Raw genomic sequence first — 13,851 nt, forward strand, 5'->3', positions numbered from 1 at the left:
GCCCCGTGCCCCTTCGAGGTGTCCGTCGTCAGCCAACTGTCGAGGCGCTGCCTCGAGCGGGGCCGGAGCTGCGGTCGACACACGCCGCCGCGGATCACGCCGGACCCGCGACGAAACGGCGCCGGTCCCGGACCGTGAGGGTCCGGGACCGGCGCCGTTCGGTGCGGGTTGTCAGGCGGACTCGCGCATCGCGCTGTGCAGCCCGTACGGCAGTTCCTTGCGGTGCTTCACATTGAGCTTGCGGTACACCTGCGTGAGGTGCTGTTCCACCGTGCTGACGGTGATGAAGAGCCGTCCGGCGATCTTCCGGTTGGTCATGCCCTGGGCCGCGAGTGCCGCCACGCGCAGTTCCGCGTCGCTCAGTTGGGCGAGATCGCTCGCCGCGGCAGCGGAGTCGGCGGAGCACAGGCCGTCCTTGCCGGCCTGGAGTTCCTCGGTCAGTGATCCGGCCTTGCACTCCATGGCCGACCGGTACGCCCGGCGCGCGATCATCCGGGCGCGGCTGCGGTGGCCGTCGTGGTGGAGCGCGTGGCCGAGGTCGGCGAGCGCGCGGGCGAGTTCCAGATGGTCGCCGCAGGCCTCGAGCATGTCCACGGCCTCGGTGAGCAGGGCGGCGCGCCGGTGCGGTTCGCCGGTCGCGGCGAGGACCCGCAGCGTCGTGGCACGGGTGCGGGAGGGGCCGGGGCTCAGCCGCTGCAGCTGTTCGTCGATGAGGCGGCGGGCCTGGTCGCGGTCGTCGAGGTGCAGCCATGCCTGGGCCGCGGCCGTGCGCCAGGGCACCAGGCCGGGCAGGTCCATCTCCCAGGCGCGCATGAGCTCGCCGCAGGAGGCGAAGTCGGCGAGTGCGGCGTAGTGGCCGCCGGTCGCCAGGTGGTGGCAGCCCCGGGCGTGGAGGTACTGCAGGCCGTAGCGGGTCTGGAACATCGCCTCCGGCACCGGCTGGGCAAGCAGGGCGGCGGCCTTGTCGTAGCGGCCCATGCCGGTGGCCGCGAGCACGGCCGTACCGAGGGGAAGGCCGAGTCCGACGCCCCAGGCCGCCGGCGGCAGCTGTGCCAGCGCCGTCTCGGCGGCCCCCAGGGCCGCGGGCAGGGCGCCCCGGCGCAGCGCGGCCTCCGCCTGTACGGCGTGGATGCGGGCCTGCCACGACGGGCTGCCCCGCAGGGCGTCCTCGCCGAGCAGCCGGGCGAACCAGGGTTCCGCGACGTCCAGCCGGTCGGCGTAGACGAGGGCGAGCAGGGCCGAGGTGACGGGCTCGGCCGTCTCCGGACCCTTGTCGCCGAGCTGGATGCGGCGCAGGGCCTGTTCGGCGTGGACCACGGTGGAGGGGTCGGCTCCGCGCCGCAGGACGGTGTCGAGGACGGCCACGCCCTGGAGCCGCGGTTCCACCACGACATGGGCGGAGGCGGGGTCCTGGCCGGCCGGGGGCGGGGCGGTGCGGCTGCCGTGGGTGAGCAGCTCCGGGCTGCTCGCGGAGATCGCCCGCCGCAGGACACCGAGTTCGCCGGCGGTGCGCCGGTCCGGGCCGCCCGGGATGTCGCCCAGCCGTTCCAGAGCGTCGACGGCTTCGTCGAACCTGCCGTACCAGAGCAGGTGCCAGACCAGGGCGATGGTGTCTGCGCCGCAGAGGTGGCCGGCGCGGGCGGCGTCGATGAGGCGGGGCAGATGGCGCACCACGCCGGCCGGACGCACATGCCAGGCGAGCCCGGCGATCCTGGTCCTGATCCCGGCGCGCCGGGCGGTGTCCCGGCACAGTTCGTGGGCGAACTCCAGGTATCTGAGCGCCAGGTCGAAGCGCTGCCCGGCACGTGCCTCGTCGGCGGCCTCCTCCAGGACGCCCACCGCCCACCGGGCGTCGCCTCCGCCGCCGGCGAGCAGATGGCGGGCGACCGTCGAGGCCGGGGCTCCTTCCTCGTACAGCAGGTGGGCGAGGGAGCGGTTGAGGGCGGTGGCCTCGTCCGGGGACAGGTCCTCGCGGACCGCCCGGCGGACGGCGGGGTTGCGGAAGCGGCCCTCGTGCATGAGTCCGGCGCCCTGCAGTGCCTGGATCACGCGCGGCACCATGTCGCCGGCCAGGCCGACCGCCCCGCTCAGCACCGTGACCGGGGCGTCCTCGCCGGCGACGGCGAAAGCCTGCGCCATCTGCAGCACCGCGAGTTCGCCGCGGCGCAGCAGGCCCGAGACGGCCTGGCGGAACCTGTCGCCGGGGCAGACCTGGAGCGGTGTGTCCTTCGCCGCGGCCCGCGCCTCCGCGTAGTCCTGGACCAGCGCGCGCACCAGCAGGGGGTTGCCGCCGGACGCCTCGTGGACCTCCGCCGCCAAGGCGTCCGCCTCCTGCCGTCCGACGAGTCCCACGAGGGACGCGGCGACCGCGTCCGGGGGCAGGGGGGCCAGGCGCAGTTGCCGGCAGTGCGGGAGCCGCAGCAGTTCGGCGTGGAACTCGGCGGCCGCGGACGCGGCGGGGGTCGCGCGGGCGGACTCGCCGACCACGACGACCACGCGGGACTCCCGGATCCTGCGGGCGAGGAAGAGCAGGAAGCGCAGGGAGGTGTCGTCGGCGTACCGTGCCTCGTCGACGAAGACCATCACCGCAGCGCGCTCGCCCAGGGCCAGGACCGCCTCGTGCAGGCGGTGCAGGACCTCGAACTCCACGTCGGCCGCGCCGGTGGCGCCGGCCAGCCGGGCGCCTTCCTCGCGGATCAGGGTCTGCGGATCGTCCACGGCGCCGGCGAGTTCGGCGCTCTGGAAGAGCTGGCCGGCCACACCCAGCGGGATGCCCGTCTCCGCCGGGGAGGCGATGGCGTCGAGCAGGACGGCGCCGGCCTCGTCGGCGCCGTGCACACATGCCTTCATCAGTGAGGGGTCCCCGCAGCCCGGGGGTCCGCCCACGACCACGACGGAGCCTTGTCCTTCCTTGGCGCGCTCAAGGGCCTGCCTGAGCGTGTTCGTCTCCACAGCGTTTTCCGAATAGCCGAGCAAGATCGCCCCCGTAAGAAAAAGCCGACCCCGGGAACCGGTGCCACAGCGCACCGGTGATGATGTGTGAGAAGGGCGCGGATGCGTTGGCACCGTAGTCGGGGGGGCGCAAGGGCGGCGCAAGGGAGCAAGGGCGCTTCGGTGGGGGCGCAGCTTTGGGCCGGTCAGGTGGCGACGAGTTCCGGGCGGAGCCGCTCGCACAGGGGAACCGCGCCGCAGTCCGCCGCGAGGTGCCAGGCGCGGCGCAGGAACACCCCGGCCGCGGAGTCGTCGCCCAGGTCGCTCAAGGCGTCCGAGAGGTCGGCCAGGACTTGGGCCTGCGCCGGACGGTCACCGGCGGTGCGCAGTTCGGCGGCGGCCAGGCAGAGCGTGGCGGGCCGCAGGGCGGGTTCCTGGGTGGCGGCGCGCAGCCGCAGCGCGAGGCCGCGGTGCCGTGGTCCCGGCTCTGCGGCCGCGGTGAGCTGTGCGTCGATCAGCTTCGTGGCCCGGTCGTACCGGCCGAGGTGCACCAGCGCCTCCGCCGCGTCGGTGCGCCAGGGCAACTGCGCGAAGAGGCCGCTGTCCTGACGCTCCGCCAGCTCTCCGACGCGCAGGAAGTCGGCGAGGGCTTCTTCCGGGCACCGTACGGCCAGAAGACGGCGGCCCCGGGCTCTGAGGTACGGCAGGACGTCCTCGGTGAGCGGGAGCGGTCCGGGCGCGGCACGGCGCAACTGCTCGTCCGCCTCGTCGGTCCGGCCCAGTTCCGTCAGCGCCTGGGCCAGCACCGCCACGGGCCACAGTCTCAGGGGGGTGTCGGAGCCGGCGGCCCGTACGGCGGTCGCGGCCTCCCGTTCGGCCGCGGCGAGTCCGCCCAGGCACAGCAGGGCCTCGGCGCGCAGCGCACCGAACGCGGTCTGCCAGCGGCGTGCCCCGGAACGGGCGGCCCGGTCCCGCAGGGCCGCACAGCGGTCGGCCGCCCGGTCCGGGTGCCCGGCGTGCAGGAGCCCGCGCACGGCTCGTATCCGGAGTTCCAACGGATCCGGGCGCGGTGGACGGGGCGCGTGGCTGGCCATGCCCGTCAGTGAACCGGACCGCGTCCGCACCGGCCAGGGCCCTCCAGCTCGCCTCCGGCCGTTCTGTAGCGGCTGTGGACGGCGACGGGCGTCTTCGAGTGAGGCCGAACCGGTTCTGCGGCGGTCCTCGGGAGACGTGTGCGGCGATCGTCGTCCGCCCGTCCCGATGATCCGGCTCGGCGACCCGATCGTGAACATCGCGCCGCCCGGTCTGCGCGAGGGACTGGGGCTGTCCGCCGTGGGCGCGTCATGGATGATCAACGCCTGTCCGCTCGTGTTCGGCGGGCTGCTGCCGCTCGGCGGCCGGGCCGGGGACGGGGACGCCCTGGGCCGCCGCAGGGTGTTCACGGCGGGCGTCGCGCTGTTCACGGCGGACCGGAACGAACGGATCCGGACATCGGCGGCTCACGCGGGCCCATATTCCCGTCCGTTTCTCCAGACGGCCTCCAGGCGCCGTCTTCCCTTTTTCCAGACCGGCACGGCGTGCACGACACGGTCACGACGTGGCCTAATTACCAAGTCTTTAAATATCAATCGAGGTTGGACGGCAAGTCGGAAGGCACGGTTCCGTCAATTATCACGGGTATGCGCACGACGGCGGTTGAATGCGAACACCGGCCACCGGTACGGTCATTTTCACTGGAATGAGGAGACGGACAACGGGAGACAGCCTTGCTGATCAGACTCGTTGGCCTCGTCACGATCGAGCACGACGGCGCGCCGCCGCTGCACGTGTCGAGCACGCAGGCCCAGATCGCCTTTTCCCGGCTGATCCTGGAGCGCGCCTCGGGCACCAGCCGCGACCAGCTCGCGGCCACCATCTGGCCGGACGGGCTGCCCGACACCTGGGCATCGGCCCTGCGCAGCGTCGTCAGCAAGGTGCGGGGCTATCTCACCGGACCGGTCGCGCGGCCCGGCGAGACCCCGCTGATCGCGCAGAGCGGCCGGTACGCGCTGCGGCTGCCCGAGGACGTCGCCGTGGATCTGGAGGCGTCCGAGATGGCGGTCACCGAGGCGAGGTCCGCGTTCGCCGAGGGCGCGCACGCCGTGGCGCACGGACTCGCCGCCGCCGCCGTGTCCAATCTGCGGGGCTCGTTCCTGCCCGGGCACGACAGCGCGTGGGCCGTCGGAGTGGGCGAGTGGGTGGACGAACTGCGCCTGAGCGCACTGGAGCTGGCGAGCCTGTCGGCCTCGGTGCTGGGCGACGGCCACCAGGCGGCGCGATACGCCGACGAGGCGGTACGGCAGGCGCCGCTGCGCGAGAGCGCGCACCGCTGCCGGATGACGGCGTACGTCGGCGCGGGCAACCGGGCGGAGGCGCTGCGCGCCTATCACCGGCTGCGCGAGGTGCTCGCCGACGAGCTCGGCGTCGACCCGGCGGCCGAGTCCCAGGCGGCGTACCTGGAGCTGCTGCGCACCCCTGAGCCGCCTCGGCCGCGGCGCGGCTCCGGCTCCATCCGGCAGGCACCCGCGAACGCCCTCGACCCCCTGCTGATGGGAGCCTTCGAGCCCCTCAGCCCGCCGGCTCAGTGACGCCCGCTCTCCGACCCGCCCGCGCCGCCACGCCCCGCTCCCCGAATTCCGCCCCACGGCCCCCGAATTCCGCCCCACGGCCCCTGGAGCGGAATTCGAGTCGTTCTCCAGCCCCTCAAGCGAATCTCCAATGAATTGCTGCCGTTTCTGAGGAGATTCGCGCGGAAGGCGGCGAGGACCCACTCTGCGCGGCGCCGGCAAGCACGCCCTTCACCCACCACTTCTTGAAATCCTCGCCGCATTCCGGGAATCACTCGCCGGACGGGACCGTCGTCCCGCCCTGTTCCTCGACGTTCTCCGGGCCCTCAGTAGCGGTAGTGGTCCGGCTTGTACGGGCCGTCGACCTCGACACCGATGTACGAGGCCTGCTCGGGGCGGAGCGTCGTGAGCTTCACGCCGAGCGCGTCGAGGTGGAGACGGGCGACCTTCTCGTCCAGGTGCTTGGGCAGCACGTAGACGTCGGTCGGGTACTCCTCGGGCTTGGTGAACAGCTCGATCTGGGCCAGGGTCTGGTCCGCGAACGAGTTGGACATCACGAACGACGGGTGGCCGGTCGCGTTGCCCAGGTTCAGCAGGCGGCCCTCGGACAGCACGATGATGACCTTGCCGTCGGGGAACTTCCAGGTGTGGACCTGCGGCTTGACCTCGTCCTTGACGATGCCGGGGATCTTCGCGAGGCCGGCCATGTCGATCTCGTTGTCGAAGTGACCGATGTTCCCGACGATCGCCTGGTGCTTCATCCTGGCCATGTCCGCGGCCATGATGATGTCCTTGTTGCCCGTCGTGGTGACGAAGATGTCGGCCTTGTCGACGACCTCGTCGAGCGTCGTGACCTGGTAGCCGTCCATCGCCGCCTGCAGCGCGCAGATCGGGTCGATCTCGGTGATGATCACGCGGGCACCCTGGCCGCGCAGGGACTCCGCGCAGCCCTTGCCCACGTCGCCGTAGCCGCAGACGACGACGGTCTTGCCGCCGATCAGCGTGTCGGTGGCGCGGTTGATGCCGTCGATCAGCGAGTGGCGGCAGCCGTACTTGTTGTCGAACTTCGACTTGGTGACGGCGTCGTTCACGTTGATCGCCGGGAACAGCAGGGTGCCGTCGCGGTACATCTCGTACAGGCGGTGGACGCCGGTCGTGGTCTCCTCGGTCACGCCGCGGATCCCCGAGGCGATGGCGGTCCAGTCGAGGGTGCTGCGCTCCAGCAGGGCGCGGACGACCGCCAGTTCCTCGTTGTCGGCGGCGGGGAGGCTGCGGGTCTTGTGGTATTCGACGCCGTTGTGGACGAGGAGGGTGGCGTCACCGCCGTCGTCCAGGATCATGTTCGGGCCCGTGTGCCCGGGCCATGTCAGGGCCTGCTCGGTGCACCACCAGTACTCCTGCAGGGTCTCGCCCTTCCAGGCGAACACCGGGATGCCGGCTGCGGCGATCGCGGCGGCGGCGTGGTCCTGGGTGGAGAAGATGTTGCAGGACACCCAGCGGACCTCGGCGCCCAGGGCGACCAGGGTCTCGATGAGGACGGCCGTCTGCACGGTCATGTGCAGGGAGCCGGTGATCCGGGCGCCCGCCAGCGGCTGCGCCTCGGCGTACTCCGCGCGGATCGACATCAGGCCGGGCATCTCGTGCTCGGCGAGGGTGATCTCCTTGCGGCCGAAGGCGGCCAGGGACAGGTCGGCGACCTTGAAGTCCGTGAAATCAGCGGACACTGAAGCTCCTCGCGATCTGGAGGTTGCGGTGGATGTCGAGCGCGGCCGTGGACCGGTTGAGCGTGATGTAGTGCAGACCGGGCGCCCCTTCGGCAAGCAGCCGGTCGGCCATGGCGGTGGCGTGGTCGACACCGATCCGATGCCCGGCGGCGGCATTGCCGCGGGCCCGCTCCAGCTGGTGGGCGAGCTCTTCGGGGAAGGCCGCGCCGGACAGTTCGGCGAAGCGGCGGATCTGGCGTACGTCGGTGGCGGGCATGATCTCCGGGATGATCGGGATGTCGCAGCCCGCTGCGGCCACCCGGTCACGCAGCCGCAGATAGTCCTCCACGTGGAAGAACATCTGGGTGATGGCGTAGTCGGCGCCCGTCCGGCACTTGGCGACGAAGTGCCGGATGTCGCTCTCCCAGTCCGGTGAGCGCGGGTGCCGCTCGGGGAAGGCCGCCACTGCGATGGTGAAGTCGCCCAGGGACCGCAGGAGTTCGACGAGCTCCCGGGCGTAGGTGAATCCCTGCGGATGAGGTGTCCAGGGGCCGTTGGGGTCGCCGGGCGGGTCGCCTCGCAGGGCCAGGACGTCCCGGATGCCGGCGTCGGCGTACTGGCCGATGATGTGGCGCAGTTCGGCCGCCGAGTGGCCGACGGCGGTGAGGTGGGCGACGGGGCGCAGCGTGGTCTCGGCGGCGATGCGACGGGTGACGGCTATGGTCCGGTCGCGGGAGGATCCGCCCGCGCCGTAGGTGACGGACACGAAGTCCGGACGCAGCGACTCCACCCGGCGGATCGCGTCCCAGAGGGCGCGCTCGCCCTTCTCGGTCTTCGGGGGGAAGAACTCGAAGGAGAAGGTCGTCATGCTCGTCCTCCCGCGTTGAAGTAGCCGGCCGCCGGGTGGTGCACGACGATCGCGTCGGTGGACTGCTCGGGGTGCAGCTGGAACTCCTCGGACAGGTGCACCCCGATACGCTCAGGCCGGAGCAGGTCGGCGATCTTGGCGCGGTCCGCCAGGTCGGGGCAGGCCGGGTAGCCCAGCGAGTAGCGGCAGCCCTGGTACTCGGTGCGGAACATGCCGTCCATGGACTGCGGGTCGGCGGCGCAGATGCCGAGTTGGTCACGGACCCGCGCGTGCCAGTACTCGGCGAGGGCTTCGGCGAGCTGCACGGACAGCCCGTGCAGCTCGAGGTAGTCGCGGTAGGCGTTGGCCTCGAAGAGCTTGGCGGTCTCCTCACCGATCCGCGAGCCCACGGTGACGACCTGGAGGCCGACCACGTCGGTCTCGCCGGACCCCTCGGGGCGGAAGAAGTCCGCCAGGCACAGGTGCCGGCCGCGCTGCTGGCGCGGGAAGGTGAACCGGGTCCGCTCCGAGCCGCTGTCGTCCAGGATGATCAGGTCGTCGCCCTTGGAGACGCAGGGGAAGTAGCCGTGGACGACGGCCGCTTCGAGCAGGTTCTCGGTGCGCAGCCGATCCAGCCACATCCGCAGCCGCGGCCGGCCCTCGCTCTCGACGAGTTCCTCGTAGGTCGGCCCGTCGCCGGCGCGGGCCTGCTTGAGGCCCCACTGGCCCTTGAAGAGGGCGCTCTCGTCCAGCCAGGAGGCGTACTCCTTGAGCTGGATGCCCTTGATCACGCGGGTGCCCCAGAACGGCGGCTCCGGCAGCGGGGTGTCGGTGGCCACGTCGGAAGAACCGGGCTGCGACAGCTCGTCGGGCTTCGACTCCCTCTTCGGGACGCGGCGCTGCTTGAGTTCGGGCAGGACCGCGCCGGGCACTCCGCGTTTGACGCCGATCAGGGCGTCCATCAGGCGCAGGCCCTCGAAGGCGTCGCGGGCGTAGCGGACCTCGCCCTGGTAGATCTCGTGGAGGTCCTGTTCGACGTAGGCGCGGGTCAGGGCGGCGCCGCCGAGGATGACGGGGTAGTCGGCGGACATGCCCCGCTGGTTGAGCTCCTCCAGGTTCTCCTTCATGATCACCGTGGACTTGACCAGGAGCCCGGACATGCCGATGACGTCGGCCCTGTGCTCCCGGGCGGCGTCCAGGATCGCGGAGACGGGCTGCTTGATGCCGAGGTTGACGACGTTGTAGCCGTTGTTGGACAGGATGATGTCGACGAGGTTCTTGCCGATGTCGTGGACGTCGCCGCGCACGGTGGCCAGCACGATGGTGCCCTTGCCTTCGGAGTCCGACTTCTCCATGTGGGGCTCGAGGTAGGCGACGGCCGTCTTCATCACCTCGGCGGACTGCAGCACGAACGGCAGCTGCATCTGGCCGGAGCCGAACAGTTCACCGACCACCTTCATGCCGTCCAGCAGCGTCTCGTTGACGATGTCGAGGGCGGGACGGTCCTGCAGCGCCTCGGCCAGGTCGGCCTCCAGGCCGTTCTTCTCCCCGTCGATGATCCGCCGCTTGAGGCGTTCGTCCAGCGGCAGCGCGGCCAGCTCCTCGGCCTTGCCCGCCTTCAGCGACTTGGTGGTGGCGCCCTCGAACAGCGCCATCAGCTTCTGCAGCGGGTCATATCCCTCGGCCCTGCGGTCATGAATGAGGTCGAGGGCGGTGGTGACCTCCTCCTCGGTGAACCGGGCGATCGGCAGGATCTTGGAGGCGTGCACGATCGCCGAGTCCAGGCCCGCCCTGACACACTCGTCGAGGAAGACGGAGTTGAGCAGGATGCGGGCGGCCGGGTTCAGACCGAAGGAGATGTTGGACAGGCCGAGCGTGGTCTGCACGTCGGGGCGGCGGCGCTTGAGCTCGCGGATCGCCTCGATCGTCGCGATGCCGTCCTTGCGGGACTCCTCCTGACCGGTACAGATCGTGAAGGTCAGGGTGTCGATGAGGATGTCGGACTCGTGGATGCCCCAGTTCGTGGTGAGGTCCTCGATGAGCCGTTCGGCGATGGCGACCTTGGTCTCGACGGTACGGGCCTGGCCCTGTTCGTCGATGGTCAGCGCGATCAGCGCGGCGCCGTGTTCCCGCGCGAGCTGGGTGACCTTCGCGAACCGGGACTCGGGTCCGTCGCCGTCCTCGTAGTTGACGGAGTTGAGGACCGCACGTCCGCCCAGGCGCTCCAGGCCCGCACGCAGCACCGGAACCTCGGTGGAGTCGAGCACGATCGGCAGCGTGGAGGCGGTGGCGAACCGGCCGGCCAGCTCGTCCATGTCCGCGACCCCGTCCCGGCCGACGTAGTCGACGCACAGGTCGAGCATGTGCGCGCCCTCGCGGATCTGGTCGCGGGCCATCTCCACACAGTCGTCCCAGCGGGCCTCCAGCATCGCCTCGCGGAACTTCTTCGAGCCGTTGGCGTTGGTGCGCTCACCGATCGCCATGTACGCGGTGTCCTGACGGAACGAGACCGTCTGGTAGAGCGAGGCCGCACCGGGCTCGGGCCGCGGATCACGCCCGGGGGGCGTCAGACCGCTCACCCGCTCCACCACCTGGCGCAGATGCTCCGGGGTCGTGCCGCAGCAGCCGCCGATCAGGGACAGGCCGTAGTCCCGTACGAAGTTCTCCTGGGCGTCGGCCAGTTCCGCCGGCGTCAGGGGGTAGTGGGCGCCGTTCTTCGTCAGGACCGGCAGACCCGCGTTCGGCATGCAGGACAGCGGTACCCGCGAGTGCCGGGCCAGGTAGCGCAGGTGCTCGCTCATCTCGGCGGGGCCGGTGGCGCAGTTCAGGCCGATCATGTCGATGCCGAGCGGCTCCAGCGCGGTCAGCGCTGCACCGATCTCGGAGCCGAGCAGCATGGTGCCGGTCGCCTCCACCGTCACCGAGCAGATGAGCGGCAGGTTCACGCCGAGGGAGTCCAGGGCCCGGCGGGCGCCCAAAAGTGCCGCCTTGGTCTGGAGGAGGTCCTGGGTCGTCTCCACCAGGAGCGCGTCCGCGCCACCGGTGATCATGCCTTCCGCGTTCTGCCGGTAGGCGTCGCGCAGCACGGTGTACGGGGCGTGGCCCAGGGTGGGCAGCTTGGTGCCGGGGCCCATCGAGCCGAGCACCCAGCGCTGCCGACCGGTGGACGCCGTGAACTCGTCGGCCACCTCTCGGGCGATCCGGGCCCCTTCCCGGGACAGTTCGTGGATCCGGTCGGCGATCTCGTACTCGGCCAGCGCCGCGAAGTTCGCACCGAAGGTGTTCGTCTCGACGCAGTCGACGCCGACCTCGAAGTACGCCTCGTGCACCGACCGCACGATGTCCGGGCGGGTGACGTTCAGGATCTCGTTGCAGCCTTCCAGCTGCTGGAAGTCCTCCAGGGTGGGGTCCTGCTCCTGGAGCATCGTGCCCATCGCGCCGTCGGCCACCACCACACGGGTGGCGAGCGCCTCGCGCAGGGCGTCTGCCCTTGTCCGCCCGGTCACAACAACTCCTCCAGAGCCGGCGCGAGTTGCTCAGCAGCCTCGATGCCGTACGCGTGCTCCGCCGTGCGCAGCAGGTGCGAGGGGTCGATGCGGTAGGTCTGGGAGCCGACCGCCGCGAGGGCCTGGGCGGCCACCACGCAGCCGAGGCGGGCTGCGGCGTCGAGGGGCAGGTCTCGCCCGAGACCGGCCAGGAAGCCGGCCCGGAAGGCGTCGCCGACGCCGGTCGGGTCGGCCACGGGGGCGTCGGGGACGGCCGGTACGGTCAGCGTCGGTTCGCCCCGGCGGTCGATGCGTACGCCGGCGCCACCGAGCGTGGTGACCCAGATGCCGACGCGGGCGAGGATCTCGGTGTGCTCCCAGCCGGTGCGTTCGCGCAGCAGCGCGGCCTCGTACTCGTTGGTGAACAGCCAGCGCGCGCCGTCGACCAGGTCCCGGGTCTCCTCCGGCTCCAGCCGGGCGAGTTGCTGGGAGGGGTCGGCGGCGAAGGGGAGGCCGAGTTCACGGCAGCCGGCGGTGTGCCGCAGCATCGCGGCCGGGTCGTCGGGGCAGACGAGGACCAGATCGGTGCGCGGGTTCAGCAGGGTGTCCAGCCGCCGCAGGTCGATGTCCCGCGCCTGCTGCATCGCGCCCGCGTAGAACGCCGCGATCTGGTTGGCGTCCTGGTCGGTGATGCACAGGAAGCGGGCGGTCTGCCGGTCGCCGGAGACAAGGACCGCGCCGGTGTCGACCCCGTGCTCCTTGAGCCAGGTCTCGTACTCGGCGAAGTCGCTGCCCACGGCGCCGACGAGCAGCGGTGCGAGGCCCATGCTGCCGAGGCCGAAGGCGATGTTGGCCGCGACTCCGCCACGGCGCACCTCGAGGGCGTCGACGAGGAAGGAGAGCGAGACATGGGCGAGCTGGTCGGGGATCAGCTGATCCGCGAACCGGCCGGGGAAGACCATCAGGTGGTCGGTGGCGATGGAACCGGTGACAGCGATGCGCACGTCGATCTCCTCGTGAGGCGCGGACCGTTCAGAGGCCGGCGGCGTCCTTGAGCCGTTGGGCGCGGTCGGTCCGCTCCCAGGTGAAGTCGGGCAGTTCGCGGCCGAAGTGGCCGTAGGCGGCGGTCTGGGCGTAGATCGGGCGGAGCAGGTCGAGGTCGCGGACGATGGCGGCCGGGCGCAGGTCGAAGACCTGGGCGATGGCGTCCTCGATGCGGTGCTGCGGGACCCGGCCGGTGCCGAAGGTCTCCACGAACACGCTGACCGGCTCGGCCTTGCCGATCGCGTAGGCGACCTGGACCTCGCAGCGCTCGGCGAGGCCCGCGGCGACGACGTTCTTGGCGACCCAGCGCATCGCGTACGCGGCGCTGCGGTCCACCTTCGAGGGGTCCTTGCCGGAGAAGGCGCCGCCGCCGTGGCGGGCCATGCCGCCGTACGTGTCGATGATGATCTTGCGGCCGGTGAGGCCGGCGTCGCCCATCGGGCCGCCGATCTCGAAGCGGCCGGTCGGATTGACCAGCAGGCGGAACTTCTCGGTGTCCAGCTTGATGCCGTCGTCGGCCAGCTGGGCCAGCACGTGTTCGACGACGTGGCGGCGGATGTCGGGGGCCAGGAGGGTGTCCAGGTCGATGTCGGAGGCGTGCTGCGAGGAGACGACGACGGTGTCGAGGCGGACCGGACGGTTGCCCTGGTACTCGATGGTGACCTGGGTCTTTCCGTCGGGCCGCAGGTAGGGGACGGTGCCGTTCTTGCGGACCTCGGTCAGGCGGGCGGACAGCCGGTGGGCGAGGTCGATGGGCAGGGGCATCAGGGCCGGGGTCTCGTTGCTGGCGTAGCCGAACATCAGGCCCTGGTCGCCGGCGCCCTGCCGGTCCAGTTCGTCGTCGGCGCCGTCGACCCGGGACTCGTAGGCGGTGTCGACGCCCTGCGCGATGTCGGGCGACTGGGCGCCCAGGGAGATGGAGACGCCGCAGGAGGCGCCGTCGAAGCCCTTGGCGGAGGAGTCGTATCCGATGGACAGGACCGTGTCGCGGACGATCTGGGCGATCGGCGCGTATGCCGTGGTGGTGACCTCGCCGGCTATGTGCACCTGGCCGGTGGTGATCAGCGTCTCGACGGCGACGCGTGAGGCCGGGTCCTCGCGCAGCAGCGCGTCGAGGACGGCGTCGCTGATCTGGTCGGCGATCTTGTCGGGGTGTCCCTCGGTCACGGATTCCGAGGTGAACAGGCGACGGGACATGACTCTCCAGTGGTGTCCGGTGATGTGACGTCTGTGAC

General features: G+C 71.4%; 8 protein-coding genes. 1 reads left to right on the top strand and 7 read right to left on the bottom strand.

What is annotated here, in order from left to right; translation table 11 throughout:
- Positions 1 to 171 precede the first annotated feature (171 nt).
- Together OG410_RS00195 and OG410_RS00200 are read right to left on the bottom strand one after the other, a co-directional pair.
- Positions 172 to 2,952: a helix-turn-helix transcriptional regulator gene (locus OG410_RS00195; protein WP_329297149.1), complete on the bottom strand. Its 2,781-nt coding sequence runs from the start codon at positions 2,950 to 2,952 to the stop codon at positions 172 to 174.
- 185 nt (positions 2,953 to 3,137) lie between these two features.
- Entirely contained in the window at positions 3,138 to 4,025 is an 888-nt protein-coding gene (locus OG410_RS00200; protein ID WP_329297150.1) for a hypothetical protein, read from the bottom strand.
- Positions 4,026 to 4,697: 672 nt separating this feature from the next.
- Here OG410_RS00200 and OG410_RS00205 point away from each other — a divergent pair.
- Positions 4,698 to 5,558 carry an AfsR/SARP family transcriptional regulator gene (locus OG410_RS00205; protein WP_329297151.1) on the top strand — a complete coding sequence of 287 codons (861 nt, stop codon included), beginning with the start codon at positions 4,698 to 4,700 and terminating at the stop codon, positions 5,556 to 5,558.
- A gap of 305 nt (positions 5,559 to 5,863) precedes the next feature.
- Here the strand turns inward: OG410_RS00205 and ahcY are convergent, their stop codons facing one another.
- The 5 genes from ahcY to metK are packed head-to-tail and all read right to left on the bottom strand — an operon-like array spanning position 5,864 to position 13,813.
- Complete coding sequence (gene ahcY, locus OG410_RS00210; protein ID WP_329297152.1) at positions 5,864 to 7,261, bottom strand: adenosylhomocysteinase; 1,398 nt, start codon at positions 7,259 to 7,261, stop codon at positions 5,864 to 5,866.
- The gene (gene metF, locus OG410_RS00215; protein WP_329297153.1) at positions 7,251 to 8,108 is read right to left on the bottom strand and encodes a methylenetetrahydrofolate reductase [NAD(P)H]; all 858 of its coding nucleotides are present in this window, start codon (positions 8,106 to 8,108) and stop codon (positions 7,251 to 7,253) included. Before metF ends, ahcY begins: the two co-directional genes overlap by 11 nt.
- Positions 8,105 to 11,593 (bottom strand): methionine synthase, encoded by a 3,489-nt coding sequence (gene metH, locus OG410_RS00220; RefSeq protein WP_329297154.1) that lies wholly within the window; start codon positions 11,591 to 11,593, stop codon positions 8,105 to 8,107. Before metH ends, metF begins: the two co-directional genes overlap by 4 nt.
- The gene (locus tag OG410_RS00225) at positions 11,590 to 12,576 is read right to left on the bottom strand and encodes a carbohydrate kinase family protein (RefSeq protein WP_329297155.1); all 987 of its coding nucleotides are present in this window, start codon (positions 12,574 to 12,576) and stop codon (positions 11,590 to 11,592) included. Before OG410_RS00225 ends, metH begins: the two co-directional genes overlap by 4 nt.
- A gap of 28 nt (positions 12,577 to 12,604) precedes the next feature.
- A complete protein-coding gene (gene metK, locus OG410_RS00230) occupies positions 12,605 to 13,813 on the bottom strand; it encodes a methionine adenosyltransferase (protein ID WP_329297156.1) in 1,209 nt (402 codons plus the stop codon).
- Positions 13,814 to 13,851: the final 38 nt, after the last annotated feature.

The organism is Streptomyces sp. NBC_00659, from assembly GCF_036226925.1.
Classification (GTDB): domain Bacteria; phylum Actinomycetota; class Actinomycetes; order Streptomycetales; family Streptomycetaceae; genus Streptomyces.

What these genes read in the sequence shown, in the direction of transcription:
- OG410_RS00200 (WP_329297150.1), bottom strand. Translation starts at nt 4,025, where the DNA reads ATGGCCAGCCACGCGCCCCGTCCACCGCGCCCGGATCCGTTGGAACTC.
- metK (WP_329297156.1), bottom strand. Translation starts at nt 13,813, where the DNA reads ATGTCCCGTCGCCTGTTCACCTCGGAATCCGTGACCGAGGGACACCCC.
- metF (WP_329297153.1), bottom strand. Translation starts at nt 8,108, where the DNA reads ATGACGACCTTCTCCTTCGAGTTCTTCCCCCCGAAGACCGAGAAGGGC.